The sequence below is a fragment of the Pseudomonas sp. S2_B07 genome, assembly GCF_054668435.1.
In genome coordinates this window covers 3,186,328-3,210,837 of record NZ_CP162769.1, presented here as the reverse complement: position 1 = coordinate 3,210,837, position 24,510 = coordinate 3,186,328, and the positions used below count along the sequence as shown (strand labels likewise).

Below are 24,510 nucleotides of genomic sequence, written 5' to 3'. Positions count from 1 at the left end.
CCGGCCGATGAAGCGACTAACTGCCCAACGGCGTCGGGTGCGGATGCATCACGGCGCGCTGGCGTTCTTCCTCGAGGAATTTCATGATGATCGGTGCCACGGCTTCGGCACGGGTGATCAGGAACAGATGCCCATCATCGATGATGTGCAGCTGGGCATTGGGAATTCGCCAGGCCAGCAGGCGCATGTTGACCAACGGGATCAACGGGTCGTCGTCACCGGCCAGTACCAGCGTCGGCTGGTTGATCTTGTGCAACCAGTGAATGCTGGTCCAGCCCAGGCCGGCAAACAACTGCCAGTAATAACCGAGCTTGCCCGCCGAACGGACTTTCGCTGCGTGGCTGGCCGCCAGGGTGGGGTCGCGACGGAAGGCGCCGCCATAGATCATCGGTGCAATGCGGATCACGTGCGACGGCTGGATGTAGCGTCGTGGGCTGGCCATCATCCACAGCACTTTCGGTTTGCCCGGCACCATGACGGCTCCAGCCGCCGTGGCCGCCAACACAAGTTTTTTGCAGCGCTCGGGGTAGTCATACGCAAATTGCTGGGCGAGGGCGCCGCCCCAGGACACGCCGATCACGTTGACTTGTCCGTAGTCGAGATAATCGAGCATCCGTGCTGTGAGTTTCGCCAGGCCCGGAAAGCGGTACGGCCGATTCGGCGTCGACGAGCCGCCGACACCGGGTACGTCGAACGCAATGACTTCCAGGTCCGGGTCCAATGCCGCGACGAACGGAAACACCAGCTCCAGGTTGGCGCCGATGCCGTTGAAAATGAGCAAGGGCGTCAAGTGAGGCTTGCCGGGGCGTACTGCCGTGCGGAGGGTCTGGCCATCCAGGTCGACGGTACGGAATATAAACGGTTGCGGCATGCTTCAGGCCCTGTGGGTTAATTCATCCCCGATCCCCTGTAGGTGGCGAGCTTGCTCGCGATAGCGGTGAGGCAGACGCAGTTACATTGACTGTGCCGCCGCCTTCGCGAGCAAGCTCGACTCCTGCAGGAGGGTGGGGTGTGTCAGTTACCGCTCATGCACATAAGTACCCGGTGCTGCTTCGCCGGCGGTGAAGGTTTTGTTGCCATAAACCGTTGGGGCCTTCTTCAGTTTGCCCGAACGTTCGGCCAGCCATGTCTGCCAGTGCAGCCACCAGGAATCGGTGTGCTTGGTGGAGTTTTCTTGCCAGTCTTCGGCCTTGGCCGGCATTTCACTGCTGGTCATGTAGCGCGATTTCGGGTTGCCCGGCGGGTTCAGAATGCTCTGGATATGTCCGCTGCTCGACAGCACGAATTCGACCTTGCCGCCAAACAGTTGCGCCGACTTGTAGCAGGACTTCCACGGGGTGATGTGGTCGGTGGTGCCAGCCAGGCTATAAATGTCTGCGGTGACTTGTTTCAGGTCGATTGGCGTGCCGCACACTTCCAGTGCATCGGGACGGATCAGTGGATTACTTTTGAACATCTCGATCAGGTCGCCGTGGAACGCGGCAGGCAATCGGGTGGTGTCATTGTTCCAGAACAGGATGTCGAACACCGGCGGTTCGTTACCCAGCAGGTAGTTGTTGACCCAGTAGTTCCAGATCAAATCGTTGGGGCGCATCCAGGCGAAGACTTTCGCCATGTCGCGGCCTTCCAGCACACCGGCCTGATAGGACTGGCGCTTGGCGGATTCCAGGGTTTGCTCGTCGACGAACAGGGCGACGTCACTGTCCAGAGTGGTGTCCAGCACGCTGACCAGCAGTGTCAGGGCGTTGACCTTTTTCTCGCCGAGTGCCGCGTAATGGCCCAGCAGCGCGGTGCAGGTGATACCGCCGGAGCAGGCGCCGAGCATGTTGATGTCTTTGCTGCCAGTGATGGCGCTAACCACATCGACCGCTTCCTTGAGCGCTTCAATGTAGGTCGACAGGCCCCACTCGCGCTGTTCCTTGGTCGGGTTGCGCCAGCTGACGATAAAGGTCTGCACATTGCTGCGCAGGCAGTAGCGCGCCAGGCTCTTTTCCGGGCTCAAGTCGAATACGTAAAATTTGTTGATCTGTGGCGGCACCACCAGCAGAGGGCGCTCCAAGACTTGTTCGGTGGTCGGCTTGTACTGAATCAGTTCCAGCACGTCGTTGCGGAACACGACAGCGCCTTCGGTCACACCCAGGCTCTTGCCGACTTCGAATGCGCCCATGTTGACCTGGCTCGGCATGCCGCCGTTGTGCACCATGTCCTTGGCCAGATGCGAAAGGCCATCGAGCAGGCTTTTGCCGCCGGTTTCGAAGAAGCGCTTGACTGCCGCCGGGTTGGCCGCCGTGTTGGTCGGGGCCATGGCTTCGGTCATGAGGTTGATCACGAAATGCCCGCGCGCGACATCCTTGGGCGCCAGGTTACTCTCGTCGATCCAGTCGTGGAGCTCCTTGCGCCACGCCAGGTAAGTTTGCAGATAACGTTTATAGAGCGGGTTCTGACTCCACGCCGGATCGGCGAAGCGACGGTCTTCGGGGGTCGGAAGCAGTTCGGATTTACCGAACAACACGTTCTTCAGTTCAAGGCCGAAATGGGCAACATGCTTGGCACTGTGGACCGGTTGTTTGATGGCCTGCCTGAGCACCATGCGAGCAGAAGCCAGTAGATCTTTACCACGCAGCCCAACGACAGGATTCAGCCCTAAAGTGTTTTCCGAGGCTTGATATTTCAAGTCATCGTTATTCTTGTTACTCATCTACGACGCTCCATTGTCCTGAGACGAGTACCTGAGCCTGACTGGGTAGTCACACAGCCAATGCCAGGTACTACTGCTCGGGTGACCGTTAATACTGCATCGCTGCTTTTTAGTTCAGAGAGCCTGCAGGGAACTTGCCAGATCCATTGGTTACCCGAGTTTAATTTTTTTCGCAAGCGGGCCAATCATTGGCCCTGAGGCGGAGCATTCAAACAGATGAAATTAGAAAATGCCCTCTAAAGAGCAAGAGGCCTGACTTAGAGCATCAGCTTGACGACGGATTCGTTTGGGTCGCGGGTTTTTCCAGCGGCTTTGAGCTCGGCAAGATAGTCATCCCAAAGTGCGTCATAGCGTCGCGCCAGCTCATAGAGGTATTCCCAGGTGAACAGGCCGCTGTCGTGGCCGTCGTCAAAGGTCAACTTCAGTGCGTACTGACCGGCCGGTTCTACCTTGGTCAGGCCGACATTCTTCTTGCCAAATTGCAGAATGGGTTTGCCGTGGCCCTGGACCTCGGCGGAGGGAGAGTGCACGCGCAGGAACTCGGCGGGCAGGTGATATTCCTCGCCGGACGCGTATTTCAGCGACAGGGTTTTCGAGGCTTTGTGCAGTTTGATGTCGGTGGGAAGCATAGGAAGAGCCTCGGGAGGAAAGCTACAAGCTGCAAGCTTAACTCGATAAGCTTGACGCTTGTAGCTTGCAACTTGAGGCTTACAGAATGTAGCGGGACAGGTCTTCGTTCTGCGCCAATTCGCCCAAGTGGCTGTTGACGTAGTCAGCGTCGATCATGATCACCTTGCCGTCATGGACGCTGGCCAGGTCACCGGCGCTGAACGACACCTCTTCAAGCAGGCGCTCGAGCAAGGTGTGCAGGCGACGGGCACCGATGTTCTCGGTCTTCTCGTTGACCTGCCAGGCAATCTCGGCAATGCGCTTGATACCGTCCGGCTGGAACTCGATGCCCAGGCCTTCGGTTTTCAGCAGTGCGCAATATTGCTCGGTGAGCGAGGCATGTGGCTCGCTGAGAATGCGCTCGAAGTCTTCCGGCGTCAGCGCCTTGAGCTCGACACGAATCGGCAGGCGGCCTTGCAGTTCCGGCACCAGGTCGCTCGGCTTGCTCAGGTGGAATGCACCGGAGGCGATGAACAGGATGTGGTCGGTCTTGACCATACCCAGCTTGGTGTTGACGGTGCAGCCTTCGATCAGCGGCAGCAAGTCGCGCTGTACGCCTTCACGGGATACGTCGACGCCGCCGGAGTTGCCGCGCTTGGCGACCTTGTCGATTTCGTCGATGAACACGATGCCGTGCTGTTCGACCGCTTCCAGCGCCTTGGCCTTCAACTCTTCTTCATTGACCAGGCGGCCGGCTTCTTCATCACGCACCAGTTTCAGTGCTTCCTTGACCTTGAGCTTGCGGCTTTTCTTTTTGCCCTTGCCCATGTTGGCAAACAGGCTCTGCAACTGGTTGGTCATTTCTTCCATGCCCGGTGGCGCGGAGATGTCGACGCCGGCTACATCGGCGACTTCGATTTCGATCTCCTTGTCATCCAGCTGACCTTCGCGCAGGCGCTTGCGGAACAGTTGGCGGGTGTTGGAATCGGTGGCCGATCCGGCGTCTTCGTTACTGAAACCCATGCGAGCCGGTGGCAGCAGGGCGTCGAGGATACGGTCTTCGGCGGCGTCTTCGGCGCGATGGCGAACCTTGGTCATTTCCTGTTCGCGCAGCAGCTTGATCGCCGCATCCGCCAGGTCCCGAATGATCGATTCAACGTCGCGGCCTACGTAGCCGACTTCGGTGAACTTGGTCGCTTCGACTTTGATGAACGGCGCGTTGGCGAGCTTGGCCAGGCGGCGAGCGATCTCGGTTTTACCGACACCGGTCGGGCCGATCATCAGGATGTTCTTGGGGGTTACTTCAACGCGCAGCTCTTCAGGCAGCTGCATCCGGCGCCAGCGGTTACGCAGCGCGATGGCGACGGCGCGCTTGGCATCGTCCTGGCCGATGATATGGCGATTGAGTTCGTGGACGATTTCACGGGGAGTCATGGACATAGTAATTGGCGGTCCTCAGGTAAAAGTGAGCCGTGGCGTGGTGGCCAAAACAGGCTTACTCAGCGAGGTCCTGCTCCTCAATGGTGAAGGTGTGGTTGGTGAATACACAGATGTCGCCGGCGATGCCGAGGGCGGTTTCGACGATTTCCCGGGCCGACAGATCGGTCTTCTTCAGCAGTGCGCTGGCAGCGGCCTGGGCGTAGCCGCCGCCGGAACCCATGGCGATCAGGCCTTCTTCAGGCTCAACCACATCGCCATTGCCGGTGATGATCAGGGAGGCGTCTTTGTTGGCGACTGCGAGCATGGCTTCGAGGCGGCTGAGGGAGCGGTCGGTGCGCCATTCTTTGGCGAGTTCGACAGCAGCGCGAACCAGGTGACCTTGGTGTTTCTCAAGCTGGCCTTCGAAACGTTCGAAGAGGGTGAAGGCGTCAGCGGTGGCCCCGGCAAAACCGGCGATAACCTGGCCGTGGTACAGGCGGCGAACTTTCTTCGCGTTGCCTTTCATCACGGTATTACCGAGAGAAACCTGGCCGTCGCCGCCCATGACGACTTTGCCGTGGCGGCGAACTGAAACGATGGTGGTCAAGGGAGAGTCTCCACGCAGCGGGGCGAAAATGCCTTATGCCAACTCATATGGGGGTGGTGGAGCGTTTTTCAACTGCGGGATGGGGCGGGAGACGAGCGGTGTGAGTCTGTGAGGGAATTGGGTGTCTATCACGACGCCATCGCGAGCAAGCTCGTTCCCACAGGGTTGGCGCATATCCTGTGGGAACGAGCTTGCTCGCGATGAACGATGACGCGGCGGTCCTGCCGTGAAGTCAGCGGCTTTGGCGTTGTTGTAACAACAGGTTGCTAAACCCTGCGCCGGCCAATTGTTTCTGCGCCGTGGTCAGTTGTTCGCGATTGCTGAACGGCCCGACCAGCACGCGATACCAGGTTTCATCCTTCACCGTGCCTGACTCAACTGCCACGGCCTGCCCCAGCAGAATGATCTGCGCGCGAACCTTGTCCGCGTCAGTTTCCTTGCGGAACGAACCGGCCTGCAGGAAGAACTTGGTCACCGGCGCCGCTTTGGAAACGGGTGGCGCCGGTGGTGGCGTAATCCCGGCCAGAGCGGCCTGAGCCCGCGCCGTGTCGATCTTCGCCGCTTCGGCTGGTGTCACCGGCGTGGTCGGAATGGCTGGCACTTGTGGCGTTGGCAGCGTCTTCTCCGGCACGGCATCCGGCGGCACGATCACTTCCGATTCCGGCAGCAAGGTGTAGAAGTCGTACTTCGGCTTCACCGGTTGCGTCGGGCTCGGCGGGGTCTTGTTGGCCTCGGCGATCTTGGCTTTCTGTTGCTGTTCCACCTTCTCGCGCTTGACCGTGTCGCTGCCCTTGCCGGGCTCCAGTTTCATCAGGAAGACGATGAACGCGCCAACCGTCAGGCCGATGGCCATCCACAGCCAGCCCGGGATCGGCTGTTTTGCAGGAGCTTGGTAACGGCTGGCGCCACGCTTGGGTGCAGGTTTTTCTTGGCAGCCAACTTACATACGCTCCAGAGTTTCCAGACCCAAGAGTTCCAGGCCTTGCTTGAGAGTGCGGCCGGTCAGCGCGGCGAGGCGCAGACGGCTTTGCATTTGCGCCGGGGTGTCGGCGCCGAGGATCGGGCAGTTCTCGTAGAAACTGGAGAACAGTCCAGCCACATCGTACAGGTAGGTGCAGAGGATGTGCGGCGTGCCTTTATCGGACACGTTGTTGAGGATTTCACCGAACTGCGCCAGTTTCGCCGCCAGTTCGTGTTCGTGTGCCGCTTCCAGCACGATCTGGCCTTCGACTTCGGTGAAGTCCTTGCCCAGTTTGCGGAACACGCCAGCGACGCGGGTGTAGGCGTACAGCAAGTACGGCGCGGTGTTGCCTTCGAAGTTGAGCATCAGGTCGAAGTTGAAGCTGTAGTCGCTGGTGCGGTGCTTGGACAGGTCGGCGTATTTCACCGCGCCAATGCCCACCACCTTGGCGATATTGCGCAACTCGGCTTCGGCCAGTTCCGGATTCTTGTCCTTCACCAGGGTGTAGGCACGTTCCTGAGCTTCGGTCAGCAAGTCGATCAACTTCACGGTGCCGCCGTCACGGGTCTTGAACGGACGGCCATCGGCGCCGTTCATGGTGCCGAAGCCCATGTGTTCCATTTCCATCGGGTGCGTCACGAAGCCGGCCTTGCGCGCCACGGCGAACACTTGCTGGAAGTGCAGGGCCTGACGCTGGTCGACGAAGTACAGCGCGCGATCAGCCTTGAGCTTGCCGCTGCGGTAACGCACGGCCGCCAGGTCGGTGGTGGCGTAGAGGTAGCCGCCATCTGCCTTGACGATGATCACCGGCAACGGGTCGCCGTCGGCGTTTTTGAACTCGTCGAGGAACACGCACTGGGCGCCATTGCTCTCGACCAGCATGCCGGCGGCCTTGAGGTCGTTGACCACGTTGATCAGGTCGTCGTTGTAGGCACTTTCGCCCATCACGTCGGCCATGGTCAGTTTGACGTTCAGCAGTTCGTAGATTTTCTGGCAGTGCGACAGCGAGATGTCCTTGAACTTGGTCCACAGGGCCAGGCAGTCCGGGTCGCCGGCTTGCAGCTTGACCACCAGGCCACGGGCGCGATCGGCAAACTCTTCGGATTCGTCAAAGCGCTGCTTGGCCGCACGGTAGAAATTTTCCAGGTCCGACAGCTCGTCGCTGGTGATCGGGTTTTCTTGCAGGTACGCCATCAGCATGCCGAACTGGGTGCCCCAGTCGCCGACGTGGTTCTGACGGATCACGTCGTCGCCGAGGAACTCCAGAACGCGCGCCACGCCGTCACCGATGATGGTCGAGCGCAAATGGCCGACGTGCATTTCTTTGGCGAGGTTCGGTGCCGACAGGTCGACCACAGTGCGCTGCACCGGGCCAGCTTTGCGCACGCCGATGTGGTCGTCGGCGAGGGCGGCATCCAGGCGAGTGGCCAGGGCATCAGTGTTCTGGAAGAAATTCAGGAAGCCCGGGCCGGCGATTTCGGTTTTGCTGACGTTTTCATCAGCCGGCAGCGCAGCGATGATTTTCTCAGCCAGGTCACGCGGCTTCATGCCAGCCGGTTTGGCCAGCATCATCGCGATGTTGCTGGCGAAGTCGCCGTTCTTTTTGTCGCGGGAGTTTTCCACCTGGATCGCCGGCGACAGGCCTTCAGGCAACACACCTTCGTTGACGAGTTGGGTGATGGCTTGTTGGATCAGCTGGCGAATGGTGTCTTTCATGGTGGTCTCTTTCGACCGCAAGCGCGGTGCGCGCTTCGATGCGCTGGTGGAAAAACTGGGCATTATCCGTTGCGAAGACGGGCTTGCCAACTATAGCGGGCAGGTTATGGATATGTGGTGACAAATAGTCAGCCTTCTTCGGAACGCCGCCCGGAGCCTGCTCGCGAAGGCGCTCTCTAATTCAATACAAATCCACGGGATCGACATCAAGGGACCAGCGCACCGCCCGCCCGCTCGGCATCTGCTCCAGCACCAGCAACCAGCTGCTCAACAACCGATGCAGCGGCGCCCGGGCCGTGGCCTGCAACAACAGCTGTGCGCGATAGCGCCCGGCGCGACGCTCCATCGGCGCGGGCACTGGCCCCAGCAACTCGATCCCACCCAGATTCTGCTCGGCCAGCAAGCGTTCGGCCTCGCTGCATGCTTCATCCAGGAAGCCTTCAGCCTGCCCCGGTTTATGCGCTTCAGCCCGCAGCAGCGCCAAATGCGCAAACGGTGGCAGTCCAGCGGAGCGACGTTCGCTCAACGCCTGCTCGGCAAAGGCGAAATATCCTTGCTCGGTCAGTTGCACCAGCAGCGGATGGTCTGCCAGGTGCGTCTGGATAATCACTCTGCCCGGCTCTTCCGCCCGTCCGGCGCGGCCGGCCACTTGAACGATCAACTGCGCCATGCGCTCGCTGGCGCGGAAGTCGCCGGAGAACAGGCCGCCGTCGGCGTCGAGAATCGACACCAGCGTCACCCGCGGAAAGTGATGCCCTTTGGCAAGCATTTGCGTGCCGACCAATATGCACGGCTGGCCTTTCTGAATGGTGGCGAACAGCTGATTCATCGCGTCCTTGCGCGATGTGCTGTCACGGTCGACCCGCAACACCGGGACGTCCGGGAACAGAATCGCCAGCCGTTCCTCGGCGCGCTCGGTGCCAGCACCCACAGGGCGCAAATCGACTTTGCTGCATTTCGGGCAACGCCGAGGCACGCGCTCGACGTAGCCGCAATGATGGCAGCGCAGTTCGCCGGAGCGTTGGTGCACGGTCATCCGCGCATCACAGCGCTGGCATTCGGACATCCAGCCGCAGTCGTGACACAACAGCGTCGGCGCAAAACCGCGACGGTTGAGGAACACCAATACTTGCTGGCCAGCGGCCAAAGTCTGGCCGATCGCTTGCTGCATCGGCCCGGAAATGCCGCTGTCCAGCGGGCGGCTTTTGACATCCAGGCGCAGGAAGCGTGGCTGCTTGGCGCCGCCGGCTCGCTCGTTCAGCCGCAGGAGGCCGTAACGGCCGGTGTAGGCGTTGTGCAGACTTTCCAGTGAGGGTGTGGCGGAGCCGAGGACAATCGGGATGTTTTCCTGGCGGGCGCGGACCAGTGCCAGATCGCGGGCGTGGTAACGCAAGCCTTCCTGCTGTTTATAGGAACCGTCATGCTCTTCATCGATGATGATCAGGCCGGGGTTTTTCATCGGCGTGAACAGCGCCGAGCGGGTGCCGATAATGATGTCTGCGTCACCGTCCCGCGCGGCAAGCCAGGCTTCGAGGCGTTCTCGGTCGTTAACCGCCGAGTGAATCAGCGCGATGCGCGCATTGAAGCGCTGCTCGAAACGCGCCAGGGTCTGCGGGCCGAGGTTGATCTCCGGGATCAGCACCAGCGCCTGCTTGCCGGCCTCGAGGGTTTCGCGGATCAGCTGTAAATAGACTTCCGTCTTGCCGCTGCCGGTGACGCCGGCCAGCAGAAACGCATGATAGCTGTCGAACCCGGCGCGAATCGCTTCATACGCGGCGCGTTGTTCCGGGTTGAGTGGCAATTCCGGTTGCGCCAGCCAGTGCTCGTGGCGTGCGCCGGGGGCGTGTTTGCGGATTTCGACCTGGACCAGGTCTTTGGCCAGCAACAAATCCAGGCTGTCCTTGCTCAGCATCAGTTTGCTCAGCAACTGATGCGCCACGCCGTGGGGATGCTGGGCCAGTGTCGCCAGGGCTTCGCGCTGGCGGGGCGCGCGGGCAATGCGCGGGTCATCCAGGCTGGCGCCCGGTGCGGCGGACCAGAAGCGTTCCTGGCGCGCTTCGGCCAGTTCGCCCTGACGCAGCAACACCGGCAGCGCCCAGCTCAAGGTGTCGCCGAGGCTGTGCTGATAATACTGGGACGTCCACAGGCACAGCTTGAATAGTGCGGGCGGCAGTGGTGGCGTGGCGTCGAGCAGGGCGATCGCCGGTTTGAGCTTTTCTACCGGGACTTCGCTGGTGTCGGTGACCTCCACCAGAATTCCGATCATTTCCCGTCGACCGAACGGCACCCGCAGGCGCATGCCCGGTTGCAGCTGGGCACGCAGGACTCCGGCCGGGGCACGGTAATCGAACAGGCGGCGCAGCGGCGAAGGCAGGGCGAGGCGCAAAATGGCGTCGGGCACGCGGGGGATTCTCTTTGGACGGGCAATAAATGAAAAACCGGGCGCATACCCTGTGGGAGCGAGCTTGCTCGCGATGGCGGTGTGTCAGGCACTACAAATGCTGGGCTGACACACCCTCTTCGCGAGCAGGTTCACTCCTGCACGGGACGGCGCTTTGGGTCGGGAGCCTAGCAGACGGTCGGTCTCAGCGACAGCTTGCGCGATTGGCAATGTCTGGTAGAATCCGCGGCCTAATTACGTGCGGTATTCAACAATAGTGTTGAGTGGCGGCACGCTAGCCCGAGGAAGACACCATGAAAGCCGATATCCATCCAACATACGAAGTCACCGCAGTTACCTGCAGCTGTGGCAACAAGTTCGAAACCCGTTCGAACCTGGCCAAGCCTCTGGCGATCGACGTATGCAACGAGTGCCACCCGTTCTACACCGGTAAGCAGAAGACTCTGGATACTGGCGGTCGTGTACAGCGCTTCGCAGACCGTTTTGGCGCTTTTGGCAAAACCAAAGCACCAGCTGCTGCAGAGTAAGGTTGAACGGCCCGATGGGCTTTTCCTTGCTGTTGAAAAAGGCGTCCCTCGCGGGCGCCTTTTTTGTGTCCGCGATTTGGCTGTCCGGCGCCCACGCCTTTTGTCCGACGCCGAGCGCACTGGAGTCGGTCATGGTGCAGCGAGTGGTGGATGGCGACACCTTGCGCCTCGACGATGGCCGCAGTGTGCGCATGATCGGTCTGAACACCCCGGAGCTGGGCAAAAAGGGGCGTTCCGACGAGCCGTTCGCCGTGGCCGCGCGCAAACGCCTGGAAGCGTTGGTGGCCGCCAGCGATGGACGGGTCGGCTTGTTGCCCGGCAAGGAGAGCAAGGACCATTACGGTCGCACTCTGGCTCATGTCTATAGCGCCGATGGCGCCAATCTCGAAGCGCAGATGCTCGCAGAAGGGCTCGGTTTCCAAGTGGCAGTCGCGCCGAATGTCGATTTGGTCGGCTGCCAGCAATCCGCCGAACGCAGTGCCCGTCAGGCCGGCCTTGGCCTGTGGCGGCAATCACCTGTACTGAAAGCAGAGCAGATCAACGCTTCCGGTTTCGCCGTGCTCAGTGGACGTGTGAGCAAGGTTCAGCGCAATCGCGGTGGGATTTGGATCGAGTTGCAGGATTCAGTTGTATTGCGTGTTGCACCCAATTTACTCGGGCAGTTCGATGTCCCGGCGCTGGAAAACCTGGAAGGCAAGCAGATCGAGGCGCGTGGCTGGGTAGTGGATCGTTCCCGTCGCGGTGGGTTGAAATCCGGACAGGCGCGCTGGCTTCTGCCGCTCACCGATCCGTCGATGCTGCAAATCGCGCGCTAAGAAAAAATTGTAGACATTTTTGCTGTCGATTGTGAACAGTCCATCCCTTGTGTTCCGCGGCTCTTGGCCCAAAGTCGTAGGGCAGGGCGCTTGACAGGGGTGACCGGTCAGTCTTGTGGGGATTTTGCGAGGCGCGTATCCTCGCTGACCAGTCTGTCCAACAGTAAAAGCGGAATGCCCCCATGTCTGATTTGAAAACTGCCGCTCTCGAATATCATGCCCATCCTCGTCCAGGTAAGCTGAGCGTCGAGCTCACCAAGGCCACCGCTACTGCCCGCGACCTGTCGCTGGCCTACAGCCCCGGCGTAGCCGAACCAGTACGCGAAATCGCCCGCGATCCTGAGCTGGCCTACAAATACACCGGCAAAGGCAACCTGGTTGCAGTCATTTCCGATGGCACCGCGATTCTCGGCCTGGGTAACCTCGGCCCATTGGCTTCCAAGCCTGTGATGGAAGGTAAAGGCGTGCTGTTCAAGCGCTTCGCCGGCATCGACGTTTTCGACATCGAAGTCGACTCCGAAAGCCCGCAAGCCTTCATCGACACCGTCAAGCGCATCTCCATCACCTTCGGTGGCATCAACCTGGAAGACATCAAGGCACCGGAGTGTTTTGAAATCGAACGCGCTCTGATCGAGCAGTGTGACATTCCAGTGTTCCATGATGACCAGCACGGCACCGCGATCGTTACCGCGGCCGGCATGATCAACGCCCTGGAAATCGCCGGCAAAACCCTCGCTGACGCCAAGATCGTCTGCCTGGGCGCCGGTGCGGCGGCCATCTCCTGCATGAAATTGCTGGTGAGCATGGGCGCCAACATCGAAAACATCTTCATGGTTGACCGTACCGGCGTGATCCACTCCGGCCGTGACGACCTGAACCAGTACAAGGCTGTCTTCGCTCACGCGACCGACAAGCGCACCCTGGCAGACGCCCTGCAAGGCGCAGACGTGTTCGTTGGCCTGTCCGGTCCGAACTTGCTGAGCGCTGAAGGCCTGAAATCCATGGCGGCCAACCCGATCGTGTTCGCGTGCTCCAACCCGGACCCGGAAATCTCCCCGGAACTGGCTCACGCCACCCGTGACGACGTGATCATGGCCACCGGCCGTTCGGACTACCCGAACCAGGTCAACAACGTGCTGGGCTTCCCGTTCATCTTCCGTGGTGCCCTGGACGTTCGCGCCAAGCGCATCAACGAAGAAATGAAAGTGGCTGCGGCCAACGCCCTGCGTGAACTGGCCAAGCTGCCGGTTCCTCAGGAAGTGTGCGACGCCTACGGCGGTATCAAACTGGAATTCGGCCGTGAGTACATCATTCCGAAACCAATGGATGCCCGCCTGATCACCCTGATCTCCGATGCGGTGGCCAAGGCTGCCATCGAGACCGGCGTAGCGACCCTGCCGTATCCGAAGAACTACCCGCTGAAAAGCGTGGATGACGTGTTCAACGGATAAAAGCAGCCGCCCATAAAAAACCCAGCCAAGTGCTGGGTTTTTTTATGGGCTTGAAGCGACAAGCTACAAGCTGCAAGTTAAAAGCGATGCGGCTCTTGCTTCAGCGTGTGGCTTGCAGCTTGAAACCTGTAGCTGCCTCTCTAGAACAAATCGATCGGTGCCGCTTCATCCGCTGGCAGCGGGCTGCCCGGCGCTGTGCCGTTGCCCAGCTCATTCACCGACGGTGGCGTGTCTTCGGCCTTGAACAGTTCAAAGTACGCGCCTGGCGTGCCCGGGCTGGCGGCACGACCGCTGACCGGGTCGACCCGCAGGCTCAGGATGCCTTCCGGCTCTGGCTGCGTATGCGGCGGCTTGTCTTTGAGGGCGGCGCCCATGTAGCTCATCCAGATCGGCAGCGCGACGGTGCCGCCGAACTCCTTGCGGCCGAGGCTTTCAGGCTGGTCGAAACCGGTCCAGACCGTCGTCACGTAGTCGGCGTTATAGCCGGAGAACCACGCGTCCTTGGATTCGTTGGTCGTACCGGTCTTGCCCGCAATGTCGCCACGTCCCAAGGCCAGTGCGCGACGGCCGGTGCCGAGCTTGATCACGTCCTCCAGCATGCTGTTGAGGATGTAGGTCGTGCGGCCATCGACGATGCGTTCGGCAACGGCCGGCGTTTGCGGCGCGGTGCCCGGAGCGGCTGGCGCCTCACCCGGTGTCGCGTTGACTGTAAAGGTCTGCGCGGCCGGGGCAGCAATGCCGCTGGACGCTGCGTCGCCCTGAGGAACGCTCGGCGGGTTGGCGACGAACAGCGTGTCGCCGTTGCGACTTTCGATCTTGTCGATGATGTACGGGGTGATCTTGAAGCCGCCGTTGGCGAAGGTGCTCCAGCCCGTGGCGATCTCCATCGGGGTCAGGGTCGCGGTGCCCAGTGCCAGGGACAGGTTGGGCGGCAGGTCCTGCTTGTTGAAACCGAAGCGGGTGATGTAGTCGATTGTCCTGCCGACGCCCATCGCTTGCAGCAAGCGGATCGACACCAGGTTACGCGACTTGTACAGCGCCTCGCGCAGACGGATCGGACCGAGGAAGGTGTTGGTGTCGTTCTTCGGGCGCCAGACCTTGTCCAGGTATTCGTCGACAAACACGATCGGCGCGTCGTTCACCAGGCTGGAGGCGGTGTAGCCGTTGTCCAGCGCCGCACTGTAGACGAACGGTTTGAAGCTCGAGCCTGGCTGGCGCTTGGCCTGCAAGGCGCGGTTGTAGTTGCTCTGCTCGAACGCAAAACCGCCGACCAGCGAACGAATGGCGCCGTTCTGCGGATCAAGGGATACCAGTGCGCCCTGCGCCTGCGGAATCTGGCTGAATTTCAGCGAGTTGTCCGGCTGACGCTGCACGCGAATCAGATCGCCGACTTGAGCCACATCCGAAGGCTGCTTCGGATTGGCGCCCATGCTGTTGGTGTTCAGGAACGGACGCGCCCACTTCATGCTATCCCAGCCGACGTGTTCGTCACCGGTGCGGGTCATCACTTGCAGGCCGTTTTTGTCGACCTGAGTCACGATGGCGGGTTCAAGGCTGCTGATGGTGCGTTGCTTGGTCAGCTCGGTAGCCCAGGCCTCGCGCGTCTTGCCCGGCAGGCGCGACTCGGGGCCGCGATAACCATGGCGCTGGTCATATGTCATCAAGCCTTCGTGAACCGCGGTGTTGGCCATTTCCTGCAGATTGCTCGGCACAGTCGTGGTCACGCGGAACCCTTCGGTATAGGCGTCGCTGCCATAACGCCCGACCATCTCGGCCCGGGCCATTTCGGCGATGTAAGGTGCATTCACTTCCGGCGTCGGCACGTGATAGCTGGCGTTCAGGGGTTCGTTGATCGCCGTGGTGTAGTCGGCTTCGGTGATTTTCCCGAGCTTGTACATGCGCCCCAGAATCCAGTCGCGGCGCTCTTTGCTGCGGGCCGGGTTGGCCAGCGGGTTGAAGCGCGACGGGGCTTTTGGCAGGCCGGCGATCATCGCCATCTGGGCGAGGCTGACGTCACGAATCGATTTGCCGTAGTAAACCTGCGCGGCGGCTTCGATGCCGTAGGCGCGGTTGCCCAGGTAGATCTTGTTGACGTACAGCTCAAGGATCTCGTCCTTGGTCAGCTGTCGTTCGATCTGCAGGGCCAGGAGAATTTCGGTGGTTTTGCGCGAGAAGCTGCGTTCGCTGGTCAGGAAGAAGTTTTTCGCGACCTGCATGGTGATGGTGCTGCCGCCGGACTGAATGTGCCCGCTCTTGACCAATTGGGTCGCCGCACGCATCAGGCTGCTGGGGTCGACGCCGTAGTGGTTGGCGAAATTGTCGTCTTCAGCACTTAGTAACGCATTAATGAAATTGGGGGGAATGTCGGCGAAACGGATCGGAGTACGGCGCATTTCGCCAAACTCTGCGATCAACTTGTTATCGCTGCTGTAGACCCGCAAAGGAATCTGCAACTGGATGCTTCTCAGCGCCTCCACGGACGGTAATCCGGGACTAAGGTAAAGAAAGGCGCCACTCAGACCCAGAAGCAGTCCGCAGAAAACGGCGACGATGGACCAACCGAAAAATTTCAGCAGACGAATCAAGGCTTTTGGACATCCAGGGCAAAGAATGAATGAGGCATCAGGGTTCGGATAAACAGGGAACGACCCGCGCTTGAAGTAAAAACCGGAAAAAAAACGCTGGGCATTATAAGCATTTTTCCGCAGGGAGCGTCATGGGCGCTTCTGTCAAGACGGGAGGTAATGAACGCAACGGATATTACAGAGTCCGTAAGACACGGATAGTCATAGGGAATGGGTAGTGCTAGGACTCTTCAATAAAAAAGCCAACTCGCTGTTGGGGATCGACATCAGTTCCACGTCGGTAAAGCTTCTGGAACTGAGTCGTCAGGGTGACCGTTATCGGGTCGAGGCGTACGCGGTAGAGCCGTTGCCGGCCAATGCGGTAGTCGAAAAAAACATCGCTGAGCTCGAGGGTGTCGGGCAGGCGCTCTCTCGTGTGTTGCTCAAGGCCAGAACCAGCCTCAAGAGCGTGGCGGTGGCAGTGGCCGGTTCGGCGGTGATCACCAAGACCATCGAGATGGACGGTGGTCTTTCCGACGACGAGATGGAAAACCAGCTCAAGATCGAGGCCGATCAGTACATTCCCTACCCTTTGGATGAAGTCGCCATCGACTTCGAAGTCCAGGGCGTGTCCGCGCGTAACCCGGAGCGGGTCAATGTGTTGCTGGCCGCCTGTCGCAAGGAAAATGTCGAAGTCCGAGAGGCGGCTCTGGCCTTGGCCGGCCTGACTGCGCGCGTGGTCGATGTCGAGGCTTACGCGCTGGAGCGTTCCTTCGGCTTGCTCTCGACACAACTGGCCGCCACCCAGGAGCGCCTGACGGTTGCGGTGGTGGACATTGGCGCGACCATGACCACCCTCAGCGTGCTGCACAACGGCAAGATCATTTATACCCGCGAGCAATTGTTCGGGGGGCGGCAGCTGACCGAGGAAATTCAGCGCCGGTATGGCCTGACGGTCGAGCAGGCCGGGCTGGCGAAGAAGCAGGGCGGATTGCCAGACGACTACGTCAACGAAGTCTTGCAACCGTTTCGCGAGGCGCTGGTACAGCAGGTTTCGCGCTCGTTGCAGTTCTTCTTTGCCTCTGGCCAGTACAACGCGGTCGATCACATTCTGCTGGCCGGTGGCACGGCGTCGGTGTCGGGGCTGGACCGGTTGATCGAACAGCGCCTGGATACGCCGACTCAGGTGGCCAACCCGTTCGCCAACATGGCCTTGAGCAGCAAGGTCAACGCCGGCGCGCTGGCTAGCGATGCGCCAGCCTTGATGATCGCGTGCGGGCTCGCCCTCAGGAGTTTCGACTGATGGCGCGGATCAATCTTTTACCTTGGCGCGAAGAGCTGCGGGAAGAACGCCGCAAACGCTTTTTGCTGACGTTGGTCGGCGTGCTGCTGTGTTCCGTGGGGGGCGTACTGGTCGCGGACCAGTTCATCAGTGGAGCCATTGATCGGCAGGCTGCCCGTAACGCCTACATCGGCAAGCAGATCGCAGTGGTCGACGAGCGGATCGCACAGATCAGTGATCTGAAAGCCCGACGCCAGCAACTGGTCGAGCGCATGCGCATTATCCAGGACCTGCAAGGCAACCGGCCGATCAGCGGCCGGATCTTCGATCAATTGGCGCGCACGCTGCCGGACGGTGTGTATTTCACTGAAGTGAAAATGATCGGCAAAACCCTGTCCATCACCGGCGCGGCGGAGTCGAACAATCGCGTGTCGGACCTGATGCGCAACCTGGATGCGTCCGACTGGTTCGATGCCCCCAGTCTTACCGAGGTCAAGGCGACGACCGCCGGTCAGCTGGATCAGGCCAATGTCTTTCAGCTGACCGTTCGTCAGACCCAGCCCGCTGTCGTGGAGGAGGATAAATGAGTCCGTCTCAATGGCTGGAAGGGTTGCGCAATGTTGATCTCAACGATCTGGACACCAGCAACATGGGTTCCTGGCCGCCAGCGATCAAGGCCGTGGTGGCTGTTTTGCTCATGCTGTTGGTGTTGGCGCTGGGGTACACCTTTTACCTCAGTGATCTCGAAGACCAGCTCAACCTGAAGCGCGAGGAAGAGTCGACCCTCAAGGAACAGTTCGCGACCAAGGCCCACATGGCGGCAAATCTGGAGCTGTACACCCAGCAAATGAAGGAGATGGAAACGTCCTTTGGCATGCTGCTGCGGCAATTGCCCAGCGACACCGAGGTTCCCGGCCTGCTGGAGGACATCACCCGCACGGGGCTGGGCAGCGGACTGGAGTTTGAAGAGATCAAACTGCTGCCGGAAGTCACCCAGCCGTTCTACATCGAACTGCCGATCCAGATCACGGTGACTGGTGCCTATCACGACCTGGCGACCTTCGTCAGTGGCGTGGCCGGGCTGCCCCGGATCGTGACGCTGCATGATTTCGACATCGCGCCGGCCAGCCCTGAAGGTGGTCCGAAGTTGCGCATGAGCATCCTTGCCAAGACCTATCGCTACAACGGGGCGCAGAAATGAGTCCGCTTCGTTGTGTATCGATGGTGGTGTTGTTCGCCAGCCTGGCCGCGTGTGGCAGCGATAACGACCTCGGCGACCTGGATGCCTACATGAACGAAGTGCGCCTGCGGGCTCCGGGCAAAATTGAACCAACGCCGACGTTTCGGTCTTACCCAACGTTCACCTACAACGCCGCCAACCTGCGCAGCCCGTTTTCCCGGCAGGTCAGAGTGGACCTGGCAGGCCAGAAACGCGGCTCGCGCAACGTCAAGCCCGACCCCAATCGGATCAAGCAGTACCTCGAAGGATTCAACATCGAGCAGTTTGAAATGGTCGGCACGATCTCCAATGCCTCTGGCTCCTTTGCACTGTTGCGCGGGGCGGGCGGGGTGCATCGGCTGAAAGTCGGTGATTACCTGGGGCGTAACGATGGGCGGATCGTCGCCATCAGCGGCTCACAAGTTGATGTGGTCGAAATCGTTCCCGATGGCGAGGGTGCCTGGCTGGAGCGACCACGGACCCTTCCTTTGAAAGAGCACTCATAGTGGAACTCGAATAATGAACAGGACTTTCTCAACCCTCGGCATTTCGCTATGGATAGCGTTGGTGTCTCCGATGGTGCTGGCGAGCAACCTCAAAGCGCTGGATGTTGCCGCGCTGCCGGGTGATCGCGTCGAGTTGAAGTTGTCTTTCGATGGGCCGCCACCGGTGCCCGACGGTTACACGACCGAACAGCCGGCGCGGATTGCACTGGACCTGCCCGGCGTGGTCAGTCAGCTGAAGAACAAGACGCGCGACCTCGGTGGCGGCAATGCCCGCAGTGCCACGGTGGTCGAGGCCAACGACCGCACGCGATTGATCATTAACCTGACGCAGTTGACGCCGTATAACGCGAGGGTCGAAGGCAACAACCTGTTGGTGGTGGTCGGGCAGGGGGCCAACAGCAAGGCGTCGAAACCGGCGGCTCGCGCCGCGGTAGCAACACCGGCGCCGGCTAAAACCTACGCCCCTTCGAGCAAGGCCATTCGCGGCGTCGACTTCCAGCGGGGTACCCAGGGTGAAGGCAATGTGGTCATCGACCTGTCGGATCCGTCCATCGCACCAGACATCCAGGAACACGAAGGCAAGATCATCCTCGGTTTTGCCAGGACCCAATTGCCCGAAAAGTTGCGTGTGCGCCTCGACGTCAAGGATTTCGCCACTCCGGTGCAATTCGTCAACGCCGTCGCCACTGGCGACCGTGCCACGATCACCATCGAGCCTGGCGGCGCGTTCGACTATTCGACCTATCAGACCGACAACAAGCTGACCGTCAGCATCCGGCCGATGACGGTCGACGATCTGCAAAAGCGCAACGCAGAGCGCTTCGCCTACACCGGCGAAAAACTCTCGCTGAATTTCCAGGACATCGACGTGCGCTCGGTGCTGCAACTGATCGCCGATTTCACCAACCTCAATCTGGTGGCCAGCGACACCGTGCAGGGCGGCATCACGTTGCGGTTGCAAAACGTACCATGGGATCAGGCACTGGACCTGGTGCTGAAAACCAAGGGCCTGGACAAGCGCAAGATCGGTAACGTGCTGTTAGTGGCGCCGGCCGATGAAATCGCCGCCCGGGAACGCCAGGAACTGGAATCGCAGAAGCAGATCTCCGAACTGGCGCCGCTGCGTCGCGAGCTGTTGCAGGTCAACTACGCCAAGGCGGCGGACATTGCCAAGTTGTTCACTTCAGTGACCAGTGCCGAGGCGAAAGCCGACGAGCGGGGGTCGATCACCGTTGATGAGCGCACCAACAACATCATTGCTTACCAGCCCCAGGACCGTCTCGATGAGCTTCGCCGCATCGTCACGCAACTGGACATCCCGGTTCGCCAGGTGATGATCGAAGCGCGAATCGTCGAAGCCAACGTCGATTACGACAAAAGCCTCGGCGTGCGCTGGGGTGGTTCGGTGCGGAACAAGGGCAACTGGAATACGTCCGGGGCCAGCGATGGGAGGACCATCGGCACACCGGAAAGTACCAGTACCAACTCGTCGTTTGTCGACATGGGCGCAGCAGGCAGCACCTCGGGCATCGGCATCGCCTTCATCACCGACAACGTGTTGCTGGACCTGGAACTGACGGCGATGGAGAAAACCGGCAACGGCGAAATCGTCTCGCAGCCCAAGGTGGTCACGTCCGACAAGGAAACCGCAAAAATCCTCAAGGGCACGGAGATTCCCTACCAGGAAGCCAGCTCCAGTGGCGCGACTTCGGTGTCTTTCAAGGAAGCCTCGCTGTCGCTGGAAGTGACACCACAGATCACCCCGGACAACCGGATTATCATGGAGGTCAAGGTCACCAAGGATGAGCCGGACTACCTGAACAAGGTGCAGGATGTACCGCCGATCAAGAAAAACGAGGTCAACGCCAAGGTCCTGGTCAACGATGGCGAGACCATCGTGATTGGCGGGGTTTTCTCAAATACTCAAAGCAAGGTTGTAGATAAGGTGCCATTTCTCGGCGATGTGCCGTATCTTGGCCGCCTTTTCCGGCGTGACGTGGTTTCGGAGAAAAAATCCGAGCTGCTGGTATTTCTCACTCCGCGTATCATGAACAACCAGGCGATTGCTGTGAGTCATTGATTCTGTGCGAAATTTGATTCTTGTTGGACCGATGGGCGCTGGTAAAAGCACCATCGGCCGGTTGCTGGCCAAAGAGCTGCGCCTGCCGTTCAAAGATTCCGATAAGGAAATTGAATTGCGCACGGGCGCCAATATCCCGTGGATTTTCGATAAAGAAGGCGAACCGGGCTTTCGTGACCGCGAGCAGGCGATGATTGCCGAGCTGTGCGGCTGCGATGGCGTGGTATTGGCAACCGGTGGGGGCGCAGTCATGCGCGAAGCCAATCGTCGGGCGCTGCATGCCGGTGGTCGGGTGGTCTACTTGCATGCTTCTGTCGAACAGCAAGTCGGCCGAACTGCCCGTGACCGCAATCGCCCCCTGTTGCGTACCGCTGATCCGGCCAAGACTCTGCGGGATCTGCTGGCAATCCGCGATCCGCTGTATCGGGAAATCGCCGACCTGGTGGTTGAAACCGATGAGCGGCCGCCGCGAATGGTGGTGCTCGACATCCTCGAACGCTTGCAGCAGCTACCGCCCCGTTAATGCGCAGCGCGAAATGCGCTATCCTCGGCGTCCTGCCATGATCGCTCCAGGTTATGGCAGATGGCTACCGAACGGCGTCACACCAACGGGTGCCGTGGACATTCGATAACTCAAGGCAGGACGCCTGATTCATCTTCACTGTGGGGACACATGCAGACACTCAAGGTCGATCTAGGCGAGCGCAGCTACCCGATTCACATTGGCGAAGGTTTGTTGGATCAGCCTGAGCTGCTGGCCCCGCATATTCGCGGACGGCAAGTAGCGATCATCTCCAACGAGACCGTTGCACCGCTCTACCTCGAACGTCTGACCCGCAGCCTGGCGCAGTTCTCGGTGATTTCCGTTGTCCTGCCTGACGGCGAAGCCTTCAAGACCTGGGAAACCCTGCAACTGATTTTCGACGGCCTGCTGACCGCACGGCACGACCGCCGCACCACCGTGATCGCCCTCGGTGGCGGCGTGATGGGTGACATGGCCGGGTTTGCTGCCGCCTGTTACCAGCGTGGCGTTGATTTCATTCAAGTGCCGACCACGTTGCTGTCGCAAGTCGACTCTTCGGTGGGCGGCAAGACCGGTATCAACCATCCGCTGGGCAAGAACATGGTCGGCGCGTTCTATCAGCCCAACGTGGTGCTGATCGATACCGCGACCCTCAATACCCTGCCGGCCCGCGAACTGTCCGCTGGCCTGGCTGAAGTCATCAAGTACGGACTGATCTGCGATGAGCCGTTCCTGACCTGGCTCGAAGAAAACGTTGATCGCCTGCGTGCCCTGGATCAGGTCGCCCTGACCTATGCCATCGAACGCTCCTGCGCCGCCAAGGCTGCAGTGGTCGGCGCCGACGAAAAAGAGACCGGTGTTCGCGCCACATTGAACCTCGGTCATACGTTTGGCCACGCCATCGAAACCCACATGGGCTATGGTGTCTGGCTTCACGGTGAAGCCGTCGCTGCTGGCACCGTGATGGCTTTGGAGATGTCGGCGCGACTGGGTTGGATCAGTGAGCAAGAACGTGATCGCGGTATTCGCCTGTTCCAGCGTGCCGGCCTGCCGGTCATCCCGCCAGAAGAGATGACCGAAGCCGATTTCCTTGAACACATGGCAATTGACAAGAAAGTGATCGACGGTCGTTTGCGCCTGGTGCTGCTGCGCCACATGGGCGAAGCGGTGGTGACCGACGATTATCCGAAAGAGATTTTACAGGCCACGCTGGGAGCGGATTACCGCGCCCTGGCTCAGCTGAAAGGTTAATAAGATCCCGATGACTAGTTTGCATGCCGACGAGGCTTTCCTCGGCCATTACCAGTTAAGTCATGACCCTTTTGCTCCACGGGTACCTGGCTTCAAATTTTTCCCGGCCCAGCGCAAACCGGTGCTGGGGCAACTGCATCACCTGGCGCGTTATAGCCAGCTGCTGCTGGTGGTCACGGGCCCGCAAGGCAGTGGCAAGACCCTGTTGCGCCAGGCTCTGGTAGCCAGCACCAACAAGCAGTCGGTGCAGAGCGTGGTGGTTTCCGCTCGCGGGGCGGGCGATTCGGCCGGCATCTTGCGCCAGGTCGCTCAATCGCTGAACGTCGAACAGGCCGAGATCGGCGCGATTCTGGCGCAAGTGGTGCAACTGGCGTTGACCGGTCAGGAAGTCTATTTGCTGGTGGATGACGCCGAGCAGCTCGACGAGTCCGCGCTGGAAGCCCTCATGGCTCTGGCGGCCGGCGCACCGGAAGGTCGCCCGCACGTGTTCCTGTTTGGCGAGTCGTCGCTGATCGCTCAGCTTGAGGCGCTGAGCCTTGAGGAAGAGCGCTTCCACGTGATCGAGCTGCAGCCTTACACCGAAGAAGAAACCCGCGAATATCTGGATCAGCGCCTCGAAGGTGCCGGTCGGGGTATCGAACTTTTCACCGCGGATCAGATCTCTGATATTCACGAAAGCTCCGACGGTTGGCCTGGCAACATCAACCAGGTCGCCCGCGATGCAATGATCGAAGCCATGATTGCCAGCCGCTCAGCGGTGAAGCGTCCAAGTATGGGGTTTAACATGCCGAAGAAACACGTATTGGCGATTTCCGCCGTAGTCGTGGTCGCGGTAGCCGCCGCCTGGTTGATGCCGGGTCGCAGCAAAGCACCGACCACCGGCGCACCTGCCAACGAACAGGCACAACTGCCGCTCGGACAGGGTTCGCCACAGCCTAACGGCGGTGCACCTTCCGTCGAATTCGCCGGTAACTCGCAGCCGATGCCATTGCCGCTGGTCGGCAACTCGCAACCGGTCATGCGCGGTCCGTTGGCTGAAGCGGCCGGTGGCATCACCGAGGGCGACGATGGCGTGCCGGTCGAGGGTTCCAGCGCGACACCGCCAACCGTGACCACTGTCGCGCCGCCAGCGGGCATTCAGCCGGGTCCTGCGCCGACGCCAGCCGCTAAACCGGTTCCAGCACCGACTCAGGTCGCCACCGCCAAGCCAGCCCCGACTGCGCCGGCCGTGAAGCCGGCTCCCGCGCCAGCCAAGCCAGCCGCTGTGGCTGCCGCCAAGCCTGCCGAGAAGCCAGCCCCTGCCGCCAAGGCCGCGGGTGGCACCTGGTACGCCGGTCAGCCGACCAGCAACTACGTGGTGCAGATTCTCGGCACCAGCTCCGAAACGACTGCACAAAACTTCGTGAAAGAGCAGGGCGGCGAGTACCGTTATTTCAAGAAAGTCCTCAACGGCAAGCCGCTTTACGTCATCACCTACGGTAACTTCGCCAGCCGCGATGCAGCCGTTACCGCCATCAAGGCCTTGCCAGCGAAGGTTCAGGCTGGTAAACCTTGGCCTCGCACTGTCGCCAGCGTCCAACAGGAACTGGCTACAACTCGCTGAAGATTCGGCGGCCTTACCCAGGCCGCCTCTCCCGGCACCTCAAAATTTCTACAAGTGCATGCCGCCTCTACAGGCCGCGTGCCTTGTGGTGTCTGCGTCACAGTAGTCTTTGAGTCGTGCGGTCAAAATTAAAAAAGTTTTGACTAGCACAGCAGATCGCTTTAAACCTTTCACAAATGCGACATAGATTTGCGACAGTTCGTCGTCAAATTTGTGAGCGTAAGTGTCGGTGTGTACAATGACCTCCCTTTTGCTCCCGCAAAGCTGACGAACGTTCG

Annotated in this window: 20 protein-coding genes and 1 pseudogene; 12 read left to right on the top strand and 9 right to left on the bottom strand. The window is 60.3% G+C overall.

The window, feature by feature from the left end:
* Positions 1 to 16 precede the first annotated feature (16 nt).
* The 7 genes and pseudogenes from phaZ to argS all read right to left on the bottom strand — a co-directional run bounded on the left by phaZ (position 17) and on the right by argS (position 8,010).
* Positions 17 to 871 (bottom strand): poly(3-hydroxyalkanoate) depolymerase, encoded by an 855-nt coding sequence (gene phaZ, locus AB4N43_RS14685; protein WP_027922111.1) that lies wholly within the window; start codon positions 869 to 871, stop codon positions 17 to 19.
* Between the two features lie 147 nt (positions 872 to 1,018).
* Positions 1,019 to 2,698: a class II poly(R)-hydroxyalkanoic acid synthase gene (gene phaC / locus AB4N43_RS14680; protein WP_027922110.1), complete on the bottom strand. Its 1,680-nt coding sequence runs from the start codon at positions 2,696 to 2,698 to the stop codon at positions 1,019 to 1,021.
* A gap of 257 nt (positions 2,699 to 2,955) precedes the next feature.
* Positions 2,956 to 3,327 carry a gamma-butyrobetaine hydroxylase family protein gene (locus AB4N43_RS14675; protein ID WP_027922109.1) on the bottom strand — a complete coding sequence of 124 codons (372 nt, stop codon included), beginning with the start codon at positions 3,325 to 3,327 and terminating at the stop codon, positions 2,956 to 2,958.
* Between the two features lie 79 nt (positions 3,328 to 3,406).
* Positions 3,407 to 4,747 (bottom strand): ATP-dependent protease ATPase subunit HslU, encoded by a 1,341-nt coding sequence (hslU, locus tag AB4N43_RS14670; protein WP_027922108.1) that lies wholly within the window; start codon positions 4,745 to 4,747, stop codon positions 3,407 to 3,409.
* A gap of 55 nt (positions 4,748 to 4,802) precedes the next feature.
* The gene (gene hslV / locus AB4N43_RS14665) at positions 4,803 to 5,333 is read right to left on the bottom strand and encodes an ATP-dependent protease subunit HslV (protein ID WP_007899242.1); all 531 of its coding nucleotides are present in this window, start codon (positions 5,331 to 5,333) and stop codon (positions 4,803 to 4,805) included.
* 232 nt (positions 5,334 to 5,565) lie between these two features.
* Positions 5,566 to 6,261 (bottom strand): annotated as a pseudogene (locus AB4N43_RS14660) (SPOR domain-containing protein); the annotation flags it as partial.
* Positions 6,262 to 6,273: 12 nt separating this feature from the next.
* Positions 6,274 to 8,010, bottom strand: a complete 1,737-nt coding sequence (gene argS / locus AB4N43_RS14655) for an arginine--tRNA ligase (RefSeq protein WP_194940879.1) — start codon at positions 8,008 to 8,010, stop codon at positions 6,274 to 6,276.
* On the opposite strand from argS, the gene AB4N43_RS14650 reads away from it, so the two are divergent.
* Positions 8,009 to 8,131, top strand: coding sequence for a hypothetical protein (locus tag AB4N43_RS14650; protein ID WP_256218298.1), 123 nt, complete (start codon positions 8,009 to 8,011; stop codon positions 8,129 to 8,131). The genes argS and AB4N43_RS14650 overlap by 2 nt on opposite strands.
* Positions 8,132 to 8,191: 60 nt before the next feature.
* Here the strand turns inward: AB4N43_RS14650 and AB4N43_RS14645 are convergent, their stop codons facing one another.
* Complete coding sequence (locus tag AB4N43_RS14645; protein ID WP_027922105.1) at positions 8,192 to 10,411, bottom strand: primosomal protein N'; 2,220 nt, start codon at positions 10,409 to 10,411, stop codon at positions 8,192 to 8,194.
* Positions 10,412 to 10,704: 293 nt separating this feature from the next.
* Here AB4N43_RS14645 and rpmE point away from each other — a divergent pair, with 293 nt between their 5' ends.
* From rpmE to AB4N43_RS14630, 3 genes are all read left to right on the top strand, one after another.
* Positions 10,705 to 10,938 (top strand): 50S ribosomal protein L31, encoded by a 234-nt coding sequence (gene rpmE / locus AB4N43_RS14640; protein WP_027922104.1) that lies wholly within the window; start codon positions 10,705 to 10,707, stop codon positions 10,936 to 10,938.
* Between the two features lie 14 nt (positions 10,939 to 10,952).
* A complete protein-coding gene (locus AB4N43_RS14635; protein WP_032833435.1) occupies positions 10,953 to 11,753 on the top strand; it encodes a thermonuclease family protein in 801 nt (266 codons plus the stop codon).
* Between the two features lie 182 nt (positions 11,754 to 11,935).
* A complete protein-coding gene (locus tag AB4N43_RS14630; RefSeq protein WP_027922102.1) occupies positions 11,936 to 13,204 on the top strand; it encodes a malic enzyme-like NAD(P)-binding protein in 1,269 nt (422 codons plus the stop codon).
* A 140-nt stretch (positions 13,205 to 13,344) separates the two neighbouring features.
* Here AB4N43_RS14630 and AB4N43_RS14625 read toward each other — a convergent pair whose 3' ends face one another.
* On the bottom strand, positions 13,345 to 15,786 hold the full coding sequence (locus tag AB4N43_RS14625) for a penicillin-binding protein 1A (RefSeq protein WP_371258937.1): 2,442 nt from the start codon (positions 15,784 to 15,786) through the stop codon (positions 13,345 to 13,347).
* 220 nt (positions 15,787 to 16,006) lie between these two features.
* On the opposite strand from AB4N43_RS14625, the gene AB4N43_RS14620 reads away from it, so the two are divergent.
* The 8 genes from AB4N43_RS14620 to AB4N43_RS14585 all read left to right on the top strand — a co-directional run bounded on the left by AB4N43_RS14620 (position 16,007) and on the right by AB4N43_RS14585 (position 24,232).
* Positions 16,007 to 17,071 carry a pilus assembly protein PilM gene (locus AB4N43_RS14620; protein ID WP_027922100.1) on the top strand — a complete coding sequence of 355 codons (1,065 nt, stop codon included), beginning with the start codon at positions 16,007 to 16,009 and terminating at the stop codon, positions 17,069 to 17,071.
* Positions 17,071 to 17,637, top strand: a complete 567-nt coding sequence (locus tag AB4N43_RS14615) for a PilN domain-containing protein (RefSeq protein WP_059181775.1) — start codon at positions 17,071 to 17,073, stop codon at positions 17,635 to 17,637. The genes AB4N43_RS14620 and AB4N43_RS14615 overlap by 1 nt, the downstream gene beginning before the upstream one ends.
* Positions 17,634 to 18,251: a type 4a pilus biogenesis protein PilO gene (gene pilO, locus AB4N43_RS14610; RefSeq protein WP_059181774.1), complete on the top strand. Its 618-nt coding sequence runs from the start codon at positions 17,634 to 17,636 to the stop codon at positions 18,249 to 18,251. Before AB4N43_RS14615 ends, pilO begins: the two co-directional genes overlap by 4 nt.
* Positions 18,248 to 18,775, top strand: a complete 528-nt coding sequence (locus AB4N43_RS14605; protein WP_027922097.1) for a pilus assembly protein PilP — start codon at positions 18,248 to 18,250, stop codon at positions 18,773 to 18,775. Before pilO ends, AB4N43_RS14605 begins: the two co-directional genes overlap by 4 nt.
* A 13-nt stretch (positions 18,776 to 18,788) precedes the next feature.
* Positions 18,789 to 20,855, top strand: a complete 2,067-nt coding sequence (pilQ, locus tag AB4N43_RS14600; RefSeq protein WP_027922096.1) for a type IV pilus secretin PilQ — start codon at positions 18,789 to 18,791, stop codon at positions 20,853 to 20,855.
* A gap of 4 nt (positions 20,856 to 20,859) precedes the next feature.
* Positions 20,860 to 21,378: a shikimate kinase AroK gene (gene aroK / locus AB4N43_RS14595; protein WP_027922095.1), complete on the top strand. Its 519-nt coding sequence runs from the start codon at positions 20,860 to 20,862 to the stop codon at positions 21,376 to 21,378.
* A gap of 150 nt (positions 21,379 to 21,528) precedes the next feature.
* On the top strand, positions 21,529 to 22,629 hold the full coding sequence (aroB, locus tag AB4N43_RS14590) for a 3-dehydroquinate synthase (RefSeq protein ID WP_059181772.1): 1,101 nt from the start codon (positions 21,529 to 21,531) through the stop codon (positions 22,627 to 22,629).
* 10 nt (positions 22,630 to 22,639) lie between these two features.
* Positions 22,640 to 24,232 (top strand): SPOR domain-containing protein, encoded by a 1,593-nt coding sequence (locus AB4N43_RS14585; protein ID WP_027922093.1) that lies wholly within the window; start codon positions 22,640 to 22,642, stop codon positions 24,230 to 24,232.
* Positions 24,233 to 24,510: the final 278 nt, after the last annotated feature.

Coding starts and splice junctions, on each gene's coding strand:
- phaZ (WP_027922111.1), bottom strand. CDS start 871: ATGCCGCAACCGTTTATATTCCGTACCGTCGACCTGGATGGCCAGACC.
- phaC (WP_027922110.1), bottom strand. CDS start 2,698: ATGAGTAACAAGAATAACGATGACTTGAAATATCAAGCCTCGGAAAAC.
- AB4N43_RS14675 (WP_027922109.1), bottom strand. CDS start 3,327: ATGCTTCCCACCGACATCAAACTGCACAAAGCCTCGAAAACCCTGTCG.
- hslU (WP_027922108.1), bottom strand. CDS start 4,747: ATGTCCATGACTCCCCGTGAAATCGTCCACGAACTCAATCGCCATATC.
- AB4N43_RS14650 (WP_256218298.1), top strand. CDS start 8,009: ATGGTGGTCTCTTTCGACCGCAAGCGCGGTGCGCGCTTCGATGCGCTG.
- argS (WP_194940879.1), bottom strand. CDS start 8,010: ATGAAAGACACCATTCGCCAGCTGATCCAACAAGCCATCACCCAACTC.
- rpmE (WP_027922104.1), top strand. CDS start 10,705: ATGAAAGCCGATATCCATCCAACATACGAAGTCACCGCAGTTACCTGC.
- AB4N43_RS14635 (WP_032833435.1), top strand. CDS start 10,953: ATGGGCTTTTCCTTGCTGTTGAAAAAGGCGTCCCTCGCGGGCGCCTTT.
- AB4N43_RS14630 (WP_027922102.1), top strand. CDS start 11,936: ATGTCTGATTTGAAAACTGCCGCTCTCGAATATCATGCCCATCCTCGT.
- AB4N43_RS14615 (WP_059181775.1), top strand. CDS start 17,071: ATGGCGCGGATCAATCTTTTACCTTGGCGCGAAGAGCTGCGGGAAGAA.
- pilO (WP_059181774.1), top strand. CDS start 17,634: ATGAGTCCGTCTCAATGGCTGGAAGGGTTGCGCAATGTTGATCTCAAC.
- AB4N43_RS14605 (WP_027922097.1), top strand. CDS start 18,248: ATGAGTCCGCTTCGTTGTGTATCGATGGTGGTGTTGTTCGCCAGCCTG.
- pilQ (WP_027922096.1), top strand. CDS start 18,789: ATGAACAGGACTTTCTCAACCCTCGGCATTTCGCTATGGATAGCGTTG.
- aroB (WP_059181772.1), top strand. CDS start 21,529: ATGCAGACACTCAAGGTCGATCTAGGCGAGCGCAGCTACCCGATTCAC.
- AB4N43_RS14585 (WP_027922093.1), top strand. CDS start 22,640: ATGACTAGTTTGCATGCCGACGAGGCTTTCCTCGGCCATTACCAGTTA.